Here is a 21,269-nt window from a genome sequence, read left to right as displayed (position 1 = left end):
GTGCCCGGGCCTTCAGGAGCCGCCGTTGATCTTCGACTCGGTCACCGCGCCCTGCGTGACGTTCCACTTCTCCAGGATCTTCTGGTAGTCGCCGCTCTTGATGATGGCGGCCATGGCGGCTTGGATCGCGTCGCGCAGCTGGGTGTTCTCCTTGCTGACCGCGATGCCGTACGGGCCGGCCTCGATCTGCTCGCCGACGACCTCGAAGTCCTTGCCGCCGTTGGACGTCTTGGCGTTGTAGGCGGCCACCGGGAAGTCGTTCAGGTCGGCGACGGAGGCGCCCTGCTTCAGCCGGAGCAGAGCCTCGGGGTCGGTGTCGAAGGTCTGCAGGTCGATGGCCTTGCCGCCGTCCTTCGTACACTTCTCGCTCTGCGCCTTGGCGATGCCCTCGGACGTGGTGCCCTTCTGCAGGGCCACGACCTTGCCGCACAGGTCGTCCAGGGACTTTATGCCCTTCGGGTTGCCCTTCTGGACCAGGATCGAGGTGCCGGCGGTGAAGTAGTCGACGAAGTCGACGCCGCTGCCGACCTTCTTGCCGGTGTCGGAGTCGATGCCGTCCTGGCGGTCCTTGGTGTCGTTCATCGCCGACATGATCACGTTGAAGCGGTTGGCCTGGAGGCCCACGATCAGGTTGTCGAACTTGCCGTTCTGGAACTCGAACTTCACGCCCAGCTGCTTGCCCAGCGCGTCCGCGATGTCCGGGTCGACACCGACGGCCTTGCCGTTCTCCATGTACTCGACCGGCGGGTAGGCGATGTCGGAGCCGACCTTGACGACGCCGGCCTTGCGGATGTCGGCCGGCAGCTTGCTCGCCAGTGGGGCCGAGGACGTCGAGGAGGAGCCGCTGTCGCCGCCCTTGTCCGTCTGGTCACCGCAACCGGTGAGGATCAGGGCGCCTGCGACCGCGATCGCACCGAACGCGGCAATCTGGGAGCGCGAGGTGGTGGTACGACGGGTGAAGCCTGCGGTCATGGTGGGTTCCTCCGGCAGTGGGTAGGACAAGCCGATATACCGATGTGTCTGATATGTCGATATGCCGATGGGTCGACGGAAACACACACCTTCGGGTGTCGCGACCTCGCGGGTTTACGGCATCCTGCCATTGGGATTGCTCCAAGCAGACGTGTCACCATGTCAAAATCGGATAACGGGTGACCCCCGTGACGCGTCAGGCCGGTCCCTCGCCGACCCGCCACCCCGCACATCTGCGGGAATCCGACCTTCTGGCCGGAAGATCTTCGGTTCACCGCCGGTTCACCTCGGGCTGCACCCCGTGATCTTCCGCTGGTCGTCCAGCCGCTCATCTGTCGGCTCTCTACGACATCCGTGATGTGACCTTGCGCCTATTCGACTCGTCGTGAGCGCTGTCCGTCCGGTAAGAAGGTTCTTTACACCCCTCATCCGGGGCTCAGGGCGCGTGTGCGGCGCGCCCGTCGCGCAGGTGCTCGTACGTGCCACTCGTACGTATCAGTGATCGGGCCCTGCGCGGTGCCCGCCCACTCCCTCACCGGGAGTGGCCGACCCTCAAACCATGCATACCTAAGGGGTAAGACAAGTGGCAGCGGAGATCGTCAATCCTCGCAGCGACAGCGCGTCGGGCAGTACGGACCAGGACGGCGGGGCCGAGCCCCTCGATTCCTTCGATCCGGTGTTCGCGCTGCACCGCGGCGGCAAGATGGCCGTGCAGGCCACCGTGCCGCTCCGTGACAAGGACGACCTTTCCCTCGCGTACACGCCCGGAGTCGCGCGCGTGTGCACCGCGATCGCGGAACAGCCCGAGCTGGTCAACGACTACACGTGGAAGTCGTCCGTCGTGGCCGTCGTCACCGACGGTACGGCCGTGCTCGGCCTCGGGGACATCGGTCCCGAGGCATCCCTCCCCGTGATGGAGGGCAAGGCCATCCTCTTCAAGCAGTTCGGCGGCGTGGACGCGGTTCCCATCGCCCTCGCCTGCACCGAAGTCGACGAGATCGTGGAGACCGTCGTCCGGCTGGCTCCCTCCTTCGGCGGGATCAACCTGGAGGACATCTCGGCACCGCGGTGCTTCGAGATCGAGCGCAAGCTCCAGGAGCGCGTCGACATCCCGGTCTTCCACGACGACCAGCACGGCACGGCCGTCGTCACCCTGGCGGCCCTGCGGAACGCCGCGCGGCTCAGCCGACGGGAGATCGGGCAGCTCCGGGCGGTCATCTCGGGCGCCGGAGCGGCCGGGGTCGCCATCGCCAAGATGCTGGTCGAGGCCGGCATCGGAGACGTCGCCCTCGCCGACCGCAAGGGCATCATCTCCGCCGACCGCGACGACCTCACCGAGGTCAAGCGGCAGGTCGCCGGGTTCACCAACAAGGCCGGGCTCAAGGGGACCCTGGAGGACGCGCTGGCCGGCGCCGACGTCTTCATCGGCGTCTCCGGCGGTACGGTCGCGGAGGAGGCCGTCGCCTCGATGGCCGAGGGCGCGTTCGTGTTCGCCATGGCCAACCCGAACCCCGAGGTGCACCCCGACGTCGCCCACAAGTACGCGGCGGTCGTGGCCACCGGGCGGTCGGACTTCCCGAACCAGATCAACAACGTGCTGGCGTTCCCGGGCATCTTCGCGGGTGCGCTTCAGGTGCGGGCCTCCCGGATCACCGAGGGGATGAAGATCGCGGCGGCGGAGGCGCTGGCGGCGGTCGTCGGCGATGATCTTGCCCCCGACTATGTCATTCCGTCTCCCTTCGACGAGCGGGTTGCGCCTGCGGTGACTGCGGCGGTGGCCGCGGCTGCGCGGGCCGAGGGGGTTGCCCGGCGGTAGCTTCCGTGGCCCCGTCCGCTCTGGGCGGGGCCATTTCTTTGCCCACCCGCCCACCCGATCGGGTGCGTACGAGGTGACCGCCGTGCTGGGGTGGCTCGCGTCGTCGTCGGGTGCCGGTGGGTGGGGGCTGGGCGCGCAGTTCCCCGCGCCCCTTGCGGGGCGCCAAGCGCGGGGTGCTGATGCGGCGCGCCGCGTGTGGGGCGGTTGTGCGGGGCGCCAGGCTCGGGGTGCTGGGCGCAAGAGGGGATGTGTCACAGGGGGGTCCGGTTTCGCGCGCGGCTTCGGGAACCTATCGTCGGCTTCATGTTCGCCGTCTACGCCGCCCGAATCGACCGCGACCAGCCGCTCTCCGGCCTTGAGTTGGGGGAACGTCCCGCCCCCGAGGCCCGGGCCGGCTGGAGTACCGTCGAGGTGCGGGCCGCCTCCCTCAACCATCACGATCTCTGGTCCCTGCGCGGCGTCGGTCTTCCCGAGGGCCGGCTGCCGATGATCCTCGGGTGTGACGCCGCCGGTGTCGACGAGGACGGCAACGAGGTCGTCCTGCACTCCGTGATCGGGCAGAGCGGGCACGGGGTCGGGCCGGACGAGCCCCGGTCCATCCTCACCGAGCGCTACCAGGGCACCTTCGCCGAGCAGGTCGCCGTGCCCACCTGGAACATCCTGCCCAAGCCCAGGGAACTGTCGTTCGCCGAGGCCGCCTGCCTGCCGACCGCCTGGCTGACGGCCTACCGGATGCTCTTCACCAACGCGGGCGTACGGCCCGGCGACTCGGTCCTCGTGCAGGGCGCGGGCGGCGGCGTCGCCACGGCCGCGATCGTGCTCGGCAGGGCCGCGGGGCTGCGGGTCTTCGCCACCAGCCGCGACGAGGCCAAGCGGAAGCGGGCCGTGGAGCTCGGTGCCGTCGAGGCGGTGGAGCCGGGGGCCCGGCTGCCGCAGCGCGTGGACGCCGTCATCGAGACCGTCGGCGCCGCCACCTGGTCCCACTCGGTGAAGTCGCTGCGGCCCGGCGGCACCATCGTCATCTCCGGCGCCACCAGCGGCGACCGCCCCTCGCACGCCGAGCTGACCCGGATCTTCTTCCTGGAGCTGAAGGTCGTGGGCTCGACCATGGGCACCAAGGACGAGCTGGAGGACCTGCTCGCCTTCTGCGCCGCCACCGGTGTACGCCCCGTCATCGACGAGCTGCTCCCGCTCGACCGCGCCCGCGAGGGCTTCGAACGGCTGGAGTCCGGCGACCAGTTCGGGAAGATCGTGCTGACCAATTCCTGAGGGCCGGGCCCGGATCCGTGGGGCCGGGTCTCAGGGCTTCGGGGTGCGCAGCAGCGCTCCTATGCGGGCCGCCGCCGTCGAGAGGTGGCGGCGGGCCTCGCGGAGCTGCTCCGTGGTGACTCCGTGGTCGCGGGCCGCGTCGCGGATGTCGTCGCGGAAGCGGTCCAGGAGCCGGTCCAGGTCGCGGGCCGCGTCGCCGGTCCCGGTCTCGTCGCCGTGCGCCCACGCCGGGACGTACTGCGCCGGGAAGTCCTCCGGGGTCTGCGTGTACTCCGGGGCCTGCGCCGGCTTCCGCAGGTTCGGGCCGGTGCCGGTGCCGGTGCCGGGATCGGGCTCGGTGCGGGTGGTGAAGCCCTTGCCGAAGTTCTTGCCGTAGTCCTTTCCGAAGTCGCCGAACTCCTTGGCGAGTTCGGTGATGCCCTCGCGGACCCCCGTCGGCCAGTCGCCGCGCGCGAAGTGGTCCTGGACGTGGTCCTGCACCCGGCGGGCGATGCGCTGCATCTCCTCCTGCGCCTGGGCCCTCGCCTGGGCCTGGGCCTCCTGGGCCTGCCGGCGGGCCCGCTGGGCCTCGTCACGGGCCCGGCGGCTCTCGTCCTTGGCGCGGCGGGCCTGCTCCTTCCACTCCTGCTTGACCCGGCGCATCTCCTCCTTGGCGGCCCGCCACGACTCCTTGTCGCCGAGGTCGCCGTACTCCGCGGTCCCGGTGCCCGCGCCGTGCCGGGCCTCGGAGGCGGCCTCGCGCACCTCGCGGCGCAGGTCACCGGCCGCGCCGCGCACGTCCGCCCTTATCTCGGCGGCCAGTTCCGCCACCGACTCCCGGATCTCCAGCTCCAGGTCGGCCAACTCGCCGCTGCGGTCGGCCAGTTCGGTGCGGCCGGCGTCGGTGATGGCGTAGACCTTGCGGCCGCCCTCGGTGGTGTGCGTGACCAGGCCCTCGGCCTCCAGCTTGGCGAGCCGGGGGTAGACGGTGCCCGCCGACGGGGCGTAGAGGCCCTGGAAGCGCTCCTCCAGCAGCCTGATCACCTCGTAGCCGTGGCGCGGGGCCTCGTCCAGCAGCTTGAGCAGGTAGAGGCGGAGACGGCCGTGGGCGAAGACGGGAGGCATGTCAGAGCACCTTCTTGTCGGTCGTGCCGTCGGTCGTGCCGTCGGTCGTGTCGGCCGTCGTGCCGGCGGTTGTGCCGGCGGCCGGTTCTGCCGGGTCCGCGGGTGACTCGGCCGCCCAGGCCGCCTGCTCGTCGTCGTCCTCCTTGGGCGGGCGGCGCAGCAGGGCGATGGAGCCGGAGACCGTGGTGGCGCGGAGCTTGCCGGTGCCCGCGCCGAGGCGGCCGGTGATCTTGTGGGCGCCCCACTGGCCGTGCACCCGCAGTCCGTCGAAGGCGTTGGAGATCGTGCCGCTCGCGGTGTTGGCCTCGACCTCGGCGTCGGCCGGGTGCGGCAGCCGGATGGCGATCTCGCCGGAGACGCTGGTCAGCCGGACGTCGGTCGGGCCGTCCGGGTCCAGGTCGATGATCATGGAGCCGCTGACCGAGTCCGCGCGCACGGCGGAGCCCGAGCCGTCGACGACGGTCAGGTCGCCGGAGACGGAGTTGAAGCGCAGGTTGCCGGTGACCGCCTGGGCCTCCAGGTTCCCGGACACCGTGTCCGCGCGGACCTCGCCGGAGAGGCCGACCAGGGTGGTGTCGCCGGTGACGCCCTTGACCACCGAGGTGCCGGTGATCCCGGAGACGACGGCCGCCGCGCCCACCACGCCCACCTCCACGCGGGTGTCCGCCGGGACGGCGAGGGAGACCACCGCGCTGCGCCGCCAGCCCTTGCGGTCGAGCCACTTGAGGAAGCCCTTCCAGGGCAGGTCCTCGTAGGCCACGGTGAGGGTGCCGCCCTCGTGCGTGACGATCAGGGGCGGGCCTTCGATCCGGGAGACCTCCAGGCGGGTGGAACCCTCGTCGGTGCCCACGACGTTGACTGTTCCGTTGACGATGCGGACGTGCAGGTCGCTGACGGGGGTGTCGAAGTCGAGCTTCTCGGGCTCGGCGACGGACCACTCGGACTTGGGCATGGTGCGGACCTCCTCGGGCCGGACGCGAACGCGATGGTACGGCTCGCGCCATATCGCGTCTTCCATGAAACACGATATATCGCGGACGTCGGAAGTCAAGGCACCCGTGAGGGTGGTTGGTTGGGGGCCGTGTTGACGTCGACAGGGTCCCGGTGGGGCACATATCGCGCGGTAAGTGGATGAATTGCTTACCGTGTGTACATGTCGACGGATGAATCCAGGGCCGGTCTCCGGCTGTCGGGGGCGCAGGATGCGGACGGCGTGCCGAGGGCCCATCGGCTGGCCCTGGCCGAGGTGGCGGTGGGGCTGCCGGCCGCCGCGTGGGGGATGCGGCGGCGCAGTGTGGGGTGGGCCGTGGTGGGGGCGGTGCTGATGGTGCACGGGGCGCTGGAGCTGTCGTACGAGACGGTGTTTCCGCGGGACTGAGCGAGGTTTCCGGGGACCGGCGGGCCGTACTTCGGCTGCGGGTCGGTGGGGGCTTGTCGCGCAGTTCCCCGCGGAGGGGGCGCGCCCCGGGCGGTGCCCTACTCCTCGTCCTCGTCCTCGTCGTCCAGTCGGGCCAGCCAGGTCGCCAGGCGCTCCACCGGGACCTCGAAGTCGGGGTTCAGGTCGACGAACGTGCGGAGCTGTTCCGCGAGCCACTCGAAGGTGACCTCTTCCTCGCCGCGCCGCTTCTCCAGTTCCTCGATGCCTCGGTCGGTGAAGTACATGGGTTGCTCTCCTGCTGCCTGCCTGTGTGGGTGCCCGGTGGTGGGCGTCTACCAGCCTAGGCGGACGCCGAAGGGTCCGGCCCCGCGGGCGGGGACCGGACCCTTCTTCGCAGTGCTCCGCAGGCTTACGCCTCGAAGACCTCACGCACCAGCTGCTCCTGCTCGGCCTGGTGGCGCTTGGCCGAACCCACCGCCGGGGACGAGGAGTGCGGGCGGGAGATGCGGCGCAGGCGCTCGCCGGCCGGGACGTCGGCGCCGACCGCCAGGTCCAGGTGGTCGATCAGGTTGAGCGCGATGAACGGCCAGGCACCCTGGTTCGCCGGCTCCTCCTGCGTCCACAGGTACTTCTCGGCGTTCGGGTACTTGTTGACCTCGGCCTGGAGCTCCGCACCCGGCAGCGGGTACAGGCGCTCGAGCCGGATGATCGCCGTGTCCGTGACGCCGCGCTTCTGCCGCTCGCCTTCCAGGTCGTAGTAGACCTTGCCGGTGCAGAAGACGACCTTGCGGACCGCGTTCGGGTCCACCGAGTCGTCGCCGATGACCGGGCGGAACTGCCCGCTCGTGAACTCCTCCGCCTTCGAGGCCGCCGCCTTGAGGCGCAGCATCGACTTCGGGGTGAAGACGACCAGCGGCTTGTGGTGCGGGTTGTGCACCTGCCACCGCAGGAGGTGGAAGTAGTTCGACGGGAGGGTCGGCATCGCGACCGTCATGTTGTTCTGGGCGCAGAGCTGGAGGAAGCGCTCGATGCGGGCCGAGGAGTGGTCCGGGCCCTGGCCCTCGTAGCCGTGCGGGAGCAGCAGCGTGACGCCGGACGTCTGGCCCCACTTCTGCTCGGCCGCCGAGATGTACTCGTCGATGACCGACTGGGCGCCGTTGGTGAAGTCACCGAACTGCGCCTCCCACATCACCAGCGCGTCCGGACGGGCCAGCGAGTAGCCGTACTCGAAGCCCATCACCGCGTACTCGGAGAGCAGTGAGTTGTAGACGTTGTAGCGGGCCTGGTCCTCGGACAGGTAGAGGAGCGGGGTGTAGTCCGCGCCCGTCTCCCGGTCGATGAGGACCGCGTGGCGCTGGCCGAAGGTGCCGCGCTGCGAGTCCTGGCCGGACAGGCGCACCGGGGTGCCCTCCATCAGCAGCGAGCCGATGGCCAGGGTCTCGCCCATGCCCCAGTCGATCGTGCCGTCCTCGATCATCGCCGCCCGGCGCTGCAGCTGCGGCAGCAGACGCGGGTGGACGGTGAAGTAGTCCGGGATGTTGACCTGGGACTCGGCGATGCGCTTGACGACCTCCGAGGAGATCGCGGTCGGCACGGCGACCGGGAAGCCGTCCTGCGGCTCGTGCGCGGGCGCGGCGGCCGGCTGCGCGGTGGCCTCGCGGACCTCCGTGAAGACCTTCTCCAGCTGGCCCTGGTAGTCCTGCAGGGCCTGCTCGGCCTCTTCCAGGGTGATGTCGCCGCGACCGATCAGGGACTCGGTGTAGAGCTTGCGCACCGAGCGCTTCTTGTCGATCAGGTCGTACATCAGCGGCTGGGTGAAGGCCGGGTTGTCCGACTCGTTGTGACCGCGGCGGCGGTAGCAGATGAGGTCGATCACCACGTCCTTGTTGAACGCCTGGCGGAACTCGAAGGCCAGGCGCGCGACGCGCACGACCGCCTCCGGGTCGTCGCCGTTCACGTGGAAGATCGGGGCCTCGATCATGCGGGCCACGTCGGTGGCGTACATGGAGGAGCGCGAGGACTCGGGCGCCGCCGTGAAGCCGACCTGGTTGTTGATGACGATGTGGACCGTGCCGCCGGTGCGGTAGCCGCGCAGCTGCGACATGTTCAGGGTCTCGGCCACCACGCCCTGGCCCGCGAAGGCCGCGTCGCCGTGCAGCGCGACCGGCAGGACGGTGAAGTCCGTGCCGCCCTTGTTGATGATGTCCTGCTTGGCGCGGCTGATGCCCTCGATGATCGGGTCGACCGTCTCCAGGTGGGACGGGTTGGCGGCCAGCGAGACCTTGATCTGCTCACCGTCCAGGCCGGTGAAGGTGCCCTCGGCACCCAGGTGGTACTTCACGTCGCCGGAGCCGTGCATCGACTTCGGGTCGAGGTTGCCCTCGAACTCGCGGAAGATCTGCGCGTACGACTTGCCGACGATGTTGGCGAGGACGTTCAGCCGGCCGCGGTGGGCCATGCCGATGACGACCTCGTCCAGGCGGGACTCGGCGGCCGAGTCCAGGACGGCGTCGAGCAGCGGGATGACGGACTCGCCGCCCTCAAGGGAGAAGCGCTTCTGGCCGACGTACTTGGTCTGCAGGAAGGTCTCGAAGGCCTCCGCCGCGTTCAGCCGGCGCAGGATCCGCAGCTGCTCCTCGCGCTCCATCTTGGAGTGCGGGCGCTCCACGCGGTCCTGGATCCACTTGCGCTGCTTGGGGTCCTGGATGTGCATGAACTCGATGCCGGTGGTGCGGCAGTACGAGTCGCGCAGCACGCCGAGGATGTCGCGCAGCTTCATCATCGCCTTGCCGGCGAAGCCGCCGACCGCGAAGTCGCGCTCCAGGTCCCACAGGGTGAGGCCGTGCTCGGTGATGTCCAGGTCGGGGTGCTTGCGCTGCTTGTACTCCAGCGGGTCGGTGTCGGCCATGACGTGGCCGCGGACCCGGTAGGAGTGGATCAGCTCGAAGACGCGGGCGGCCTTGGTGACGTCGTCGTCGTGGCTGGCGTCGATGTCCCGGAGCCAGCGGACCGGCTCGTAGGGGATGCGCAGGGCCTCGAAGATGTCGTCGTAGAAGCCGCTCTCGCCGAGCAGGAGGTTCGCGACCTGGCGCAGGAACTCGCCGGAGGCGGCGCCCTGGATGACCCGGTGGTCGTAGGTCGACGTGAGCGTCATGACCTTCGAGATGCCGAGCTTGTTCAGGGTGTCCTGGCTGGTGCCCTGGAACTCCGCCGGGTAGTCCATGGAGCCGACGCCCATGATGACCGACTGGCCGGGCATCAGGCGCGGGACCGAGTGGACGGTGCCGAGGCCGCCGGGGTTGGTCAGGGAGACCGTGACGCCGGTGAAGTCGTCCATCGTCAGCTTGTTGTCGCGGGCGCGGCGGACGATGTCCTCGTAGGCCTGCCAGAACTCGAAGAAGTTCAGCGTCTCGGCCTTCTTGATGCCGGCCACGACGAGCTGGCGGTCGCCGTTGGGCTTCACCAGGTCGATGGCCAGGCCGAAGTTCACGTGCGGCGGCTTGACCAGGGTCGGCTTGCCGTCCTTCTCCGCGAACGAGTAGTTCATCGACGGCATGGCCTTGAGGGCCTGCACCATCGCGAAGCCGATCAGGTGCGTGAAGGAGATCTTCCCGCCCCGGGCGCGCTTGAGGTGGTTGTTGATGACGATGCGGTTGTCGAACAGCAGCTTCACCGGGACCGCGCGGACCGAGGTGGCCGTCGGCACCTCCAGCGAGGCGCTCATGTTCTTCGCGACGGCGGCGGCCGGACCACGCAGCGTGACCAGCGCGGGGCCCTCCGGGGCAGCGGCGGCGGGCGCGGCGGCCGGCTTCGCGGCGGCCGGGGCCGGAGCGGCGGCGGGCTTCGCGGGCGCCGGGGCGGGCGCCGCGGCCTTGGGGGCGGCAGGCGCGGCCGGAGCGACCGGAGCGGGCGCGGCGGGCGCCTGGGCGGCGGGAGCGGCCGGGGCGGGCGCCGGAGCCGCCGGCTGGGCCGGCGCGGGTGTCGTGGAGGTGGTGCCCGCGGCCCCCGCGGCCGCGGTACCCGCCGGAGCCGAGGCGGCGGGCGCTCCCGGCTTGTAGTCGGCGAAGAAGTCCCACCAGGCTCGGTCTACCGAATTCGGGTCCTGGAGGTACTGCTGATAGATCTCGTCGACGAGCCACTCGTTCGGTCCGAACGCGGCTGCGGGGTTCTTGCCCGCTTGGTCTGCGTCGGTCGTGGGGGCACCTCCCGCCCGAAGGGTGGGGGAGCTCGAGTTACTGGGGGACTGTGGCGACACGGCGGCAACCGCCCTCTTCCGCTTCACAAGGTTATGGACAGCGGGAATAAAGGCTACGCCTCCAAGACCGCGAAGGTCAGGTCGGGCCGGTTCATCGTCGCGTAAGTCACATCGAAAACTGTGTTTCAGGGCTTGATATGGCGGGAAACAAGCGTGGTTGCGCTGTGACCGGACTCAACCGGGCATGGCTCCGCCCCGCCGGCGACCGCCTCACGCCGAACACCCCGCGCGACATGCGCGGGGGCCGCACCTGATCACACGTGTCCGGCTGCGCGGACGACCGTGCCGACCACAGGTGGATCTTGAGGCTCCGGATCGAACTTTACGTCAACTTGGGACGGAAGAAAGCCCCGGCAGAGTGACGATAATCCTGCACCCCCGGTCGGATTCGGCCACGCCGATCCGGCCGCCGTGCAGATCCACCGCCCAGCGGGCGATCGCCAGACCGAGCCCGGTGCCGCCGTCGCTGCCCGGACCGTGCGGCCGTCGTACGGCGCCGCGGTTGAAGCGCTCGAAGACGCGGTGCCACTCCGAACGCGGAATGCCGGGACCCTCGTCCAGGACCTCCAGCTCCAGCGACTCCGGCTGCGGCCCGCGCCGCGCCTTCACGGTCACCCGGCCGTGCGCCGGGCTGTGCTTGACCGCGTTGTCGATGAGGTTCGCCACCACCTGGTGGATGCGCTCCGGGTCGGCGTGCGCGGTCAGCTCGGGCGGCGAGACGTCGAGGTGCAGATGGACGTCCGTCCGCGTGTGGTTCCCGGAGCCCGAGGCGAGACTCCCGCGCGCCCCGGCGACCATGTTGGCCTCCTTGAGCACGCCCGAGAGGTACGGCCACACCTCGAACCGGCGCTGGCGCAGCGGCACTACGCCGTTGTCGAGCCGGGACAGGTCCAGGAGGGTCTCCACCAGCCGGCCGAGTCGCTCGGTCTGCTTCAGGGCCGTGCGCATCGTCTCGGTGTCCGGCTCGGCGATCCCGTCGACGACGTTCTCCAGGACGGCCCGCAGCCCCGCGATGGGCGTGCGCAGCTCGTGCGAGACGTTCGCGACCAGCTCCTTGCGCTGGCGGTCCTGGGCCTCCAGCTCGTCGGCCATGACGTTGATCGTCTCGGCCAGGTCGCCCAGCTCGTCCCGGCGGTTCTCGCGCACCCGGCGCGTGTAGTCGCCCTGCGATATCGACCGGGCCACCGCGTTCATGTCGTCCAGCGGCGCGGTGAGCGAATGCGCCACGAACTGCGTTATCAGGAGTGTGGCGATCATCGAGAAGACCGTGATGAAGCGCAGCTCCGTCTTGGTGTGCACCGCGACGATCGACAGACCGGTGGTGATCAGGACCGAGACGACGACCAGCCCGCCCAGCTTGGTCTTGATCGAGAACGGGCGTACCCCGCCCCAGGGCTCCTCCCCGGAGCCCCCCGGGCCCCCGGGACCACCGGGGCCTCTTGGTCCGGCCGGCCCGGCGCTCATGGCGTCGGTGTCTCCAGCGCGTAGCCGACACCGTGCACGGTGCGGATCCGCTCGGCGCCGATCTTCCGGCGCAGCGCCTTGATGTGGCTGTCGACCGTGCGGGTGCCGGAGGCGTCCGCCCAGTCCCACACCTCGGCGAGCAGCTGCTCACGGGAGAGCACCGCGCGCGGGGTGTTCGCCAGGCACACCAGGAGGTCGAACTCGGTGGGCGTCAGGTGCACGTCCTCGCTGCGCACCCGGACCCGGCGCTGCGCGTGGTCGATCTCCAGCTCGCCGAGGCGCAGGATGCCGGAGCGGGGCGTGGAGGCCGCGATGGCCGCCCGCTCCACCCGCCGCAGCAGCACGTGCACGCGTGCCGCCAGCTCCCGCATGGAGAACGGCTTCGTCATGTAGTCGTCGGCGCCGACCCCGAGGCCGACCAGCATGTCGGTCTCGTCGTCCCGCGCGGTGAGCATCAGCACCGGCACCGGCCGGGCGGCCTGCACGCGCCGGCAGACCTCCAGGCCGTCGAAGCCGGGCAGCATGATGTCGAGGATCAGCAGGTCGGGCTGCCAGGCCTCGGCGGTGTCGACGGCCGCCGGACCGTCACCCGCGGTTTGCACGAGAAATCCCTCGGCGCGCAGGCGGGCCGCGATGGCGTCGACGATCGTGGGATCGTCCTCGACGACCAGGACCCGGCGCTGGGCGCCCTGGGTCGCCGTCGCCGCGCCGTTGTGGGAGGTGTGTGTCTGCTCCATCGCCCGCCCCTGTGTGCTTTCCGGAACCAGTGGGGTGATCCCATGACTGCGATTGACGCTTGAATGATCCGCGTCAGGGATGCACATTACGGGGACAGGAGGCGCACTCGCTATCCAGGGCGGACGGCAAGGTGAACGACGTCCGGAACGCCCCGGGCAACCGGGATCTCTTCGGTACGCACCCGTTGGAAACCGGCATTCCGCAAGGTTCCCTCGAATTCCGCAGAGGGCTGTGCCGACCATACGGCAAGTACCCCGCCGGGCCTCAACACCCTTGCGCAGCTTGCGAGTCCGGCCGCCGAGTAGAGCCCCTCGTTGGCCTGGTCGACGGTCCAGCCGGGGCCGTTGTCGATGTCCAGGCACAGGGCGTCGAACGTGTCCGATGTCTCATTGACGTAAGTGACGAGATCGCTCTCCACGACCACCGTGCGCGGGTCGGCGAACGCGCGGGCGGAGAGCGCGGCGAGCGGACCCTCCCGGTGCCAGTCGACGACCGCCGACTCCCGCTCCACCACGGTGATCCGCCCCCAGCGGGCGTCCTGTGCGGCATGGGCGAGCGAGAAGCCGACGCCCAGCCCGCCGATCAGCACCGCCGGCTCGCCCGGTCCGTCCAGTGCCCGGTACGCGGCGTCCACCAGTAACCGTTCCGAGCGTCCGTCGGAGGTGTCCATCAGGAAGCAGCCGTTGGCGATGATCTGAAGGAGCGTGCCGTGTCTGCGCAGCACCACCTCGCCGTAGGGCCCGTCGCGCCGGTCCAGGACCACGGGGCGGCTGTCGGGCGCGGGGGCCGAGGTCGTCATGGCGGCCATCCTGCCCCAACAGGGCTTTGCGGCCACCCGAATTACGGGTGTCGGGCAGCCGCACGGGTGTCACCCGTTCGAGGGGCCGCCCGGCGCTTCGCGCCCGCGGGTGACGGGAAGCGGCTCGTATGGTTCCTCCTGACCCCTCTTGGTTCTTCAGAAAATCCTTTGAATCGTCCCCTGGGTGGCGTCGGTCATAGACAGCGGCTCCCGGGACGGCGAAGGGTGGGGTGAAACGGAAGGAGCGCCTCACCGTGGAACGGACCGCGAGGGCCGCATCGACGCCCACGCCCGAGCCCCTTCCCGCCGGGGACGTCGCCGCCCTCCTCGACGGCGTACCCCGCCAGCGCGGCCCGGTCGCGGCACTCGCCCCGGACACCTCGCGCACCGTTCTCCAGCTGCGCCTGCCGCGTCCGCTGCCCCGGCGGCTCCTCCCCACCCCCACCGGCACCCCGGTCACCTTCACCTACACGGCGATCCTGGCCCTCACCTCGCTCTTCGCGAGCTGGGCCAGCCCCGGCCTCCGCTACGCGCTCTACCAGGACTCCAGCACCGACGTCGCCCACCTGCTGCGCACCCCGGTCTTCGTCCTGCTGGCCAGCGCGCTGTGGATCGCGGGCGGGCTGCTGTCGCCGTACGCGCTGGCCTTCGTGCTCGTCCTGACCGCGCTGGAGCGGCGGATAGGCGGTGCCCGCGCGATCCTCGTCTTCCTGGCGGGCCACGTCCTGGCCACCCTCGCGACCGAGGTCCCGGTCGGCCTCGCGGTCCTGGCCGGCCACCTTCCCGACACCTCGCTGCACCGCCTCGACTACGGCATCAGCTTCGGCGTGGCCGCCAGCATCGGCGCGCTCTCCGGTCTCCTCGCCCCCTGGCTGCGCTGGCCGCTGCTGGCCCTGGTCGGCTACAGCCTCGTCACCGACCTCATCGCCTTCCAGGACCCGATGACCAACTGGGGCCACCTGATCTCGCTGGGCATCGGCACCGGCCTCTGGCCGCTGGTACGACGCTGGCGGCGGGAGCGCCTCCAGGCCCTGCCCGTCGCGGTCCCGGCCGCCCCCTGAGCCCTCAGCCGCGCCGCGCCGCCGCCAGCCCTTTCGCCAACTCCGGGATGCCGAGGGCCGCTTCCTGCGCGACCGTGGCGCCGTGCAGGCGGTTGCTGAGCTGGTACGGGTCGGCGGCCAGGTCGTAGAACTCGCGGAAGAGGACCGCGCCGTCGCCCCGCGTGGGCCGGCCCTGACCGTCGAGGCGGGTGCGGTAGTACTCCGTGTACTGCGAGGACCTGCCGATGTGGGTGGCCCAGGTGTGGATCGGCTCCTGGTCCTGCCGGTTCCACCACCACTCGGCCAGGAGGCGGTCGCGGTCGTTGCGGGTGTCCAGGAGCGAGTGGCCGTCGTGCGGGGTGTCCGGGGTGAGGCCGGCCGCGTCCAGGAGGGTCGGGGCGATGTCGACATGGCCGGTGAGCCGGTCGTCGACGGTGCCCCCGCCGAGCCCCCGCGCGGGCCAGGACAGCCAGAACGGCACCTCCAGGCTCGGCCGGTACGGCACCGACTTGCGCAGCCAGCCGTGGTCCGCCCAGCACAGCCCGTGGTCGCTGGTGAACAGCACCAGCGTGTTCTCCAGCTGGCCCAGCGCGCGCAGCTCGTCCCGGAAGTCCCGCATCGCGTCGTCCACCGACAGCAGGGTGCGCAACTGGCGCCCGCGCAGCGCCTTGCCCTGGTCGTACGTGTGCTTCGCGTTCCGCAGGAACGGCGGCTTGTCGCTCTTGTCGCCCTCGTACACGGAGGGCCGGCCCGGCCACTCCGGCACGCGCGCGTGCGCGTACCTCCGCTCCGGGATGTTGAGTTCGTGCGCGCTGCGGGTGGCCACGTACGCGAACCAGGGCCGGGTGTCGGTCCGCGACCGGTCGATGAAGGCGAGGGCGCGGTCCCTGATGACGTGGGTGTTGTAGCCGGGGATGTTCCGGACCGTGCCGTTGTCGTTGTAGTGGCCGTCGTAGTACGCCACCGGTTCCTGGAGGAGCCACTCGTCGAAGTGCGGCGGGTTGTCGCCGGTGTGCCAGTAGTTGAGGTACTTGCCGAACAGGCCGGTGCGGTAGCCGGCCTCGTGCAGCCGGCGCTGCACGGTGGTGTGCTGGTCGAGGTGGTACGGGTGGCGGGTGTCGAGGACGCCGTGGTGGTGCGCGTACCGCCCCGACATGATCGTGGCCCGGGACGGCGCGCACAGCGGGGTGTTGGCGTGCGCCCGGGCGAAGGTGACGCCCTGCCCGCCCAGCCAGTCGGCGGTACGGCGGACCGCCCAGTCCGTCTCCTTGGGCTGGTCGTCGGTGAGGACGAGGAGGATGTTCGGGCGCGGGTCGGTGCGGGGGAGGGGGGAGGGCGTCGATGCCGGGCGGCTTGCGACGGGGGCCGCGGGGGCGGTGCGGGCGGGCGCCGGGATGGCGCCGCCGTCGTCGCCGACGGCGCGCAGGGTCAACGGGACGGCGGCGGCCGCGGCGACGGCTGCGCCGGTGAGCACGGTCCGCCGTGCCGGCCGCTTGGGCGCCGGTTGCTTCTCACTCATGTGTCCCCCCGGGCCCCGTCGTGTGCCGCCATTCGCTGTGCGTCCGCTGGCAGTTTCAGGGCTTTTCCTGTGGGTTGTGTTGCGGTGGTGTAGCGACGGCCTTGCGGGGTCGTGGCGGTGAGCACTCTCTTTTCCCGCCGCAACGGCGCTCGGCCCCGAGGGCGGGCGTTGTCCGGCGGTGCCGGACGGGCGGGGCGATGCGCCGTTGCGGTGGCCGTCGGTTGCCGGGTGCGGTCGCGTCGTGGTTGCTCGCGCAGTTCCCCGCGCCCCTGACGGGGCGCTGATGTGGGCGGAGTTGCCCGGCGGGGCGTTGATGTGGGCGGCGTTGCCCGGCGGGGCGTTGATGTGGGCGGCGTCCGTCAGGTGGCCGGGGTCCAGATGTACGGCGTGGTGGTCGTGATCGCGGTGAAGCCGAGGCGGGTGAGGATCGGGGCGCTGGCGGACGAGGCCTCCACGAGAAGGTAGGGGGCGTTGCGGGCCGCCGCGCGGGTCGCCCGCAGGGCGACGAGGGCGCGGTAGACGCCCTTGCCGCGCCAGTCGGTCAGGGTGGAGCCGCCCAGCAGCATCGCGAAGTCGGATCCGGGGCGGAAGGCCACCCAGGCCGCCGAGACGATCTCTCCGGCGGCCTCGGCGACGTAGATCTCGTAGTCGTCCGGGGTGACCGTGAGCCGGCCCCTCAGGTACTCGGCGAGCCAGGCCATGTCCTGGCCCCACACCGCGGTCTCCAGCGCGGCGATCCGGTCCAGGTCCGCGTCGGCGGTGACCCGGCGCAGGGTCACGCCCGCGGGCAGGGCGGGTGCGGCCACGGCCAGGTCCTCGACCAGGGTGGCCACGACCGTCTCCCGCGGCTCGGGCACGAAGCCCGCCGCGCGCAGCCGGTCGGGGAGGTCCGCCGGGTCGTCGTGCCCGCGCGTCTTCCACTCCACGGCCTCGCCGCGCGCCGCGAAGAAGTCCCGCTGCCGGGCGATCAGCGAGTCCAGTCCGGCGCCGCGCACACCGCCCCAGTCGCGCGGCCCGGTCACGAAGCCGCGGTGCTGGCCCACCACCCGGAGGGCGGGACCGTCGTGCTCGTAGCTGACGCCGGGAGCGGGGGTCGGCTGGACGGCGCGCATCTGGGCGTCGTAGGCCGCCAGCAGGGTCGCGGTGAGGTCGGTGTCGGTCATCGGCCGACCGTACGGGGAATGAGCCCGCGCCGGGCAACTGTTTTTACCGGCGCGGAACCGTGTTCGGCCAGGTCAGCACTCGATCGCTCAGAGCGAACATATGCATGGGAACATTTCTGGGCTCGCAAACATTGAGTCGGCATAACTCAAGTTGACTGCCGAAGGGGAGATCATGGCTTCGACGTCCGCATCACTCACCCTCCCTGTGCTGCCGCTCGACGGCGAGGTCGTGCTGCCCGGGATGGTGGTCCCGCTGGACCTCAAGGACCCTGATGTACGCGCCGCCGTAGAGGCAGCGCAGGCCGCCGCCCGTAACGAGCCCGGCAAGCCCAAGGTGCTGCTGGTGCCGCGGGTCGACGGGACCTACCCGGGCACCGGTGTGCTCGGCACCGTGGAGCAGGTCGGCCGGCTGGCCGACGGCGACCCGGGTGCGCTGATCCGCGGCCGCTACCGGGTGCGCATCGGCGCCGGTACGACCGGCCCGGGTGCCGCCCTGTGGGTGGAGGGCACCCGCATCGACGAGAACGTCCCGGACCCGGTGCCCGGTCATGTCACCGAACTGGTCAAGGAGTACAAGGCCCTCGCCACCGCCTGGCTGCGCAAGCGCGGCGCCTGGCAGGTCGTGGACCGGGTGCAGGCCATCGACGACGTCTCCCAGCTCGCCGACAACTCCGGTTACTCGCCCTTCCTGACCACCGAGCAGAAGATCGAGCTGCTCGAGACCGTCGACGCGGTCGCCCGCCTGAAGCTGGCCACCCAGCAGCTGCGCGACCACCTCGCCGAGCAGGACGTTGCGGAGACCATCGCCAAGGACGTCCAGGAGGGCGTCGACAAGCAGCAGCGCGAGTTCCTGCTCCGCCGCCAGCTGGAGGCGGTCCGCAAGGAGCTGCGCGAGCTGAACGGCGACTCCGCCAAGGACGGCGAGGAGTCCGACGACTACCGCGCCCGCGTGGAGGCCGCCGACCTGCCGGAGAAGGTCCGCGAGGCCGCCCTCAAGGAGGTCGACAAGCTGGAGCGGTCCAGCGACCAGTCGCCCGAGGGATCCTGGATCCGCACCTGGCTGGACACCGTCCTCGAACTGCCGTGGAACGAGCGGACCGAGGACCAGTACGACATCCAGGGCGCCAAGGCGGTCCTGGACGCCGAGCACGCCGGCCTGGAGGACGTGAAGGAGCGGATCACCGAGTACCTGGCGGTACGCAAGCGCCGTAGCGACCGGGGGCTCGGAGTCATCGGCGGGCGCCGTGGCGGTGCCGTGCTGGCGCTCGTCGGGCCGCCCGGTGTCGGCAAGACCAGCCTGGGGGAGTCGGTCGCCCACGCCATGGGGCGGAAGTTCGTCCGGGTCGCCCTCGGCGGCGTCCGCGACGAGGCGGAGATCCGCGGCCACCGCCGTACGTACGTCGGCGCGCTGCCCGGCCGGATCGTGCGGGCGATCAAGGAGGCCGGTTCGATGAACCCGGTCGTCCTGCTCGACGAGATCGACAAGGTGGGCTCCGACTTCCGCGGCGACCCGGCCGCGGCGCTGCTCGAAGTCCTGGACCCGGCGCAGAACCACACCTTCCGCGACCACTACCTGGAGGTCGAGCTCGACCTGAGCGACGTGGTGTTCCTCGCCACGGCCAACGTGCTCGAAGCCATCCCGGAGGCCCTGCTCGACCGCATGGAGCTGGTCCGCCTGGACGGCTACACCGAGGACGAGAAGGTCGTCATCGCCCGTGACCACCTGCTCCCGCGCCAGCTGGAGCGGGCCGGCATCGACAAGGACGAGGTCGTCCTCGACGAGAGCGCGCTGCGCAAGCTGGCCGGCGAGTACACGCGTGAGGCGGGAGTCCGCACCCTGGAGCGGTCGATCGCCCGTCTGCTCCGCAAGGTCGCGGCCCAGCACGAACTCGGTCAGCGGGAGCTGCCGTTCACGATCAGGGACGAAGACCTGCGCGCCCTGATCGGCCGGCCGCACCACGTGCCCGAGTCCGCGCAGGACCCGGCCGAGCGCCGCACGGCGGTCCCGGGCGTGGCGACGGGCCTCGCGGTCACCGGCGCCGGTGGTGACGTCCTCTTCGTCGAGGCGTCCCTCGCCGACCCGGAGACGGGCGCGGCGGGTCTGACCCTCACCGGTCAGCTGGGTGACGTGATGAAGGAGTCGGCGCAGATCGCGCTGTCCTTCCTGCGCTCCCACGGCGCCGAACTGGAGCTCCCGGTCGGCGACCTGAAGGACCGGGGCGTGCACATCCACTTCCCGGCGGGCGCGGTCCCGAAGGACGGCCCGAGCGCCGGCGTCACGATGACGACGGCCCTCGCGTCGCTGCTCTCCGGGCGGCTGGTCCGCACGGACGTGGCGATGACCGGCGAGGTCTCGCTGACCGGCCGGGTGCTGCCGATCGGCGGCGTCAAGCAGAAGCTGCTCGCCGCCCAGCGCGCCGGGGTGACGACCGTCATCATCCCCAAGCGCAACGAGGCCGACCTGGACGACGTCCCGGCCGAGGTGCTGGACAAGCTCGACGTCCACGCCGTGACCGACGTCCGCCAGGTCCTGGAACTGGCGCTCGCGCCCGCCGTGAGCGGCGCGGCGCCGGAGGTTCCGGTAGCGGCGTGACGGACGCTGCCGGATGCGGAGGGCCCGGGTCCCCGAGAGGGGGCCCGGGCCTTCGCCCGGTGCCGGCCAGGTGAAGTCGGCTGCGTATCCGCGCCCCGTCAGGGGCGCGGGGAACTGCGCGACCAGCCCTCACCGGCCCGCGGCGAACGAACCGCGCAACCGGGCGGCGCTCAGCCGTTGGCCAGCGCCACCACCCGGTCGACGGCCCCGTTGAACTTGTCGTGGTCCCCGACCGTCGGCCCGGTCGAGGTGTACTGCCACATCGTGTGCGTCGACCAGCCGGCCGGCAGCGTGCCCACCTCCGAGGCGTACCGGGCGATCCACAGCGGGTTGGTGGAGCCGAAACCGCTGTAGTTGCCGGTGCAGTCGGTCCACCAGCTGGTCGCCGTGTAGATGACGGCGGCGCGGCCGGTGCGGGCCTTGTACCGGTTCAGGAAGTCGGTGATCCAGGTGACCATCCCGCTCTTGGACTTGCCGTAGCAGGACGCGCCGTACGGGTTCCACTCGATGTCGAGGACGCCGGGAAGGGTCCGGCCGTCCTTGGACCAGCCGCCGCCGTGGTCGACGAAGTAGTCGGCCTGGGTGGCGCCGCCCGCGGTGTCCGGGGTCGCGAAGTGGTAGGCGCCGCGGATCATGCCGACGTCGTAGGAGCCGTTGTACTGCTGGGCGAAGTAGGGGTTGGTGTAGTACGTGCCTTCCGACGCCTTGGAGTACGCCCATCTGACCCCGCTGCCCAGCAGGGTCGACCAGGAGACGTCGCCCTGGTAGCTGGCGACGTCGACGCCTTCGGCCTGGGTGGCGAGGTCGGTCTTGGGTGTGCCGCTGCGGCCGTCGTGGGCCAGGACGCCCATACCCATGTAGGCCGAGCCGCGGGCCGGGACGGCCGGGACGGCCGGGCCGGACGCGTTGGCGTGGGCGGGGATCGGGGCGAGTGCCGCGAACAGCAGCACCAGCAGGCCGGTCAGGAGTGTGGGGGCGGGTCTGTGCTCGGGCATGACGTGCCTCCGTGGGGTGAGGTGAGGTCCCAGGTATGCCAGAGGCGGTCGGTCCGAGCGGCGCGACACGACGCAGTGTCACACGGCACGACCCACCACATGGCGTGGGCATGCCAGCAATTGGCTCGGTCCGGACGCTACGCACGGGCCGGACCCCGGGGAAG

At 71.0% G+C, this 21,269-nt stretch carries 16 protein-coding genes; 5 read left to right on the top strand and 11 right to left on the bottom strand.

What is annotated here, in order from left to right; all coding sequences use genetic code 11:
• Positions 1-12: 12 nt before the first annotated feature.
• Positions 13-972, bottom strand: a complete 960-nt coding sequence (locus tag ACGF5O_RS11655) for an ABC transporter substrate-binding protein (protein WP_393809721.1) — start codon at positions 970-972, stop codon at positions 13-15.
• A gap of 583 nt (positions 973-1,555) precedes the next feature.
• On the opposite strand from ACGF5O_RS11655, the gene ACGF5O_RS11650 reads away from it, so the two are divergent.
• Positions 1,556-2,788 (top strand): NADP-dependent malic enzyme, encoded by a 1,233-nt coding sequence (locus tag ACGF5O_RS11650; protein WP_393809720.1) that lies wholly within the window; start codon positions 1,556-1,558, stop codon positions 2,786-2,788.
• Positions 2,789-3,091: 303 nt separating this feature from the next.
• Complete coding sequence (locus ACGF5O_RS11645; RefSeq protein ID WP_393809719.1) at positions 3,092-4,057, top strand: zinc-binding dehydrogenase; 966 nt, start codon at positions 3,092-3,094, stop codon at positions 4,055-4,057.
• Positions 4,058-4,087: 30 nt separating this feature from the next.
• Here ACGF5O_RS11645 and ACGF5O_RS11640 read toward each other — a convergent pair whose 3' ends face one another.
• Together ACGF5O_RS11640 and ACGF5O_RS11635 are read right to left on the bottom strand one after the other, a co-directional pair.
• Positions 4,088-5,161: a PadR family transcriptional regulator gene (locus ACGF5O_RS11640; RefSeq protein ID WP_393809718.1), complete on the bottom strand. Its 1,074-nt coding sequence runs from the start codon at positions 5,159-5,161 to the stop codon at positions 4,088-4,090.
• Between the two features lies 1 nt (position 5,162).
• Positions 5,163-6,113: a DUF4097 domain-containing protein gene (locus ACGF5O_RS11635; protein ID WP_393809717.1), complete on the bottom strand. Its 951-nt coding sequence runs from the start codon at positions 6,111-6,113 to the stop codon at positions 5,163-5,165.
• Positions 6,114-6,314: 201 nt separating this feature from the next.
• On the opposite strand from ACGF5O_RS11635, the gene ACGF5O_RS11630 reads away from it, so the two are divergent.
• The gene (locus ACGF5O_RS11630) at positions 6,315-6,539 is read left to right on the top strand and encodes a hypothetical protein (protein WP_393809716.1); all 225 of its coding nucleotides are present in this window, start codon (positions 6,315-6,317) and stop codon (positions 6,537-6,539) included.
• Between the two features lie 98 nt (positions 6,540-6,637).
• Here ACGF5O_RS11630 and ACGF5O_RS11625 read toward each other — a convergent pair whose 3' ends face one another.
• The 5 genes from ACGF5O_RS11625 to ACGF5O_RS11605 all read right to left on the bottom strand — a co-directional run bounded on the left by ACGF5O_RS11625 (position 6,638) and on the right by ACGF5O_RS11605 (position 13,795).
• Positions 6,638-6,823: a DUF6104 family protein gene (locus ACGF5O_RS11625; protein ID WP_030190019.1), complete on the bottom strand. Its 186-nt coding sequence runs from the start codon at positions 6,821-6,823 to the stop codon at positions 6,638-6,640.
• Positions 6,824-6,948: 125 nt separating this feature from the next.
• Positions 6,949-10,794: a multifunctional oxoglutarate decarboxylase/oxoglutarate dehydrogenase thiamine pyrophosphate-binding subunit/dihydrolipoyllysine-residue succinyltransferase subunit gene (locus tag ACGF5O_RS11620; RefSeq protein WP_393809715.1), complete on the bottom strand. Its 3,846-nt coding sequence runs from the start codon at positions 10,792-10,794 to the stop codon at positions 6,949-6,951.
• A gap of 327 nt (positions 10,795-11,121) precedes the next feature.
• Complete coding sequence (locus ACGF5O_RS11615; RefSeq protein ID WP_393809714.1) at positions 11,122-12,258, bottom strand: ATP-binding protein; 1,137 nt, start codon at positions 12,256-12,258, stop codon at positions 11,122-11,124.
• A complete protein-coding gene (locus ACGF5O_RS11610) occupies positions 12,255-12,995 on the bottom strand; it encodes a response regulator transcription factor (RefSeq protein WP_366358617.1) in 741 nt (246 codons plus the stop codon). Before ACGF5O_RS11610 ends, ACGF5O_RS11615 begins: the two co-directional genes overlap by 4 nt.
• A 110-nt stretch (positions 12,996-13,105) precedes the next feature.
• Positions 13,106-13,795, bottom strand: coding sequence for a spermidine synthase (locus ACGF5O_RS11605; RefSeq protein WP_393809713.1), 690 nt, complete (start codon positions 13,793-13,795; stop codon positions 13,106-13,108).
• Between the two features lie 254 nt (positions 13,796-14,049).
• On the opposite strand from ACGF5O_RS11605, the gene ACGF5O_RS11600 reads away from it, so the two are divergent.
• Positions 14,050-14,856: a rhomboid-like protein gene (locus ACGF5O_RS11600; RefSeq protein WP_393809712.1), complete on the top strand. Its 807-nt coding sequence runs from the start codon at positions 14,050-14,052 to the stop codon at positions 14,854-14,856.
• A 4-nt stretch (positions 14,857-14,860) separates the two neighbouring features.
• Here the strand turns inward: ACGF5O_RS11600 and ACGF5O_RS11595 are convergent, their stop codons facing one another.
• Positions 14,861-16,354 carry a sulfatase gene (locus tag ACGF5O_RS11595; protein WP_393809711.1) on the bottom strand — a complete coding sequence of 498 codons (1,494 nt, stop codon included), beginning with the start codon at positions 16,352-16,354 and terminating at the stop codon, positions 14,861-14,863.
• Positions 16,355-16,713: 359 nt separating this feature from the next.
• Positions 16,714-17,517, bottom strand: coding sequence for a GNAT family N-acetyltransferase (locus ACGF5O_RS11590; protein ID WP_393809710.1), 804 nt, complete (start codon positions 17,515-17,517; stop codon positions 16,714-16,716).
• A gap of 172 nt (positions 17,518-17,689) precedes the next feature.
• Here ACGF5O_RS11590 and lon point away from each other — a divergent pair, with 172 nt between their 5' ends.
• Positions 17,690-20,110, top strand: coding sequence for an endopeptidase La (gene lon / locus ACGF5O_RS11585; protein ID WP_393809709.1), 2,421 nt, complete (start codon positions 17,690-17,692; stop codon positions 20,108-20,110).
• Between the two features lie 170 nt (positions 20,111-20,280).
• Here the strand turns inward: lon and ACGF5O_RS11580 are convergent, their stop codons facing one another.
• On the bottom strand, positions 20,281-21,105 hold the full coding sequence (locus tag ACGF5O_RS11580; protein WP_393809708.1) for a lysozyme: 825 nt from the start codon (positions 21,103-21,105) through the stop codon (positions 20,281-20,283).
• Positions 21,106-21,269: the final 164 nt, after the last annotated feature.

Source organism: Streptomyces sp. NPDC048291, assembly GCF_043201715.1.
GTDB lineage: Bacteria > Actinomycetota > Actinomycetes > Streptomycetales > Streptomycetaceae > Streptomyces.
Note: the sequence above shows the minus strand (reverse complement) of the source record. Positions and strands in the feature narration are given on the sequence as shown.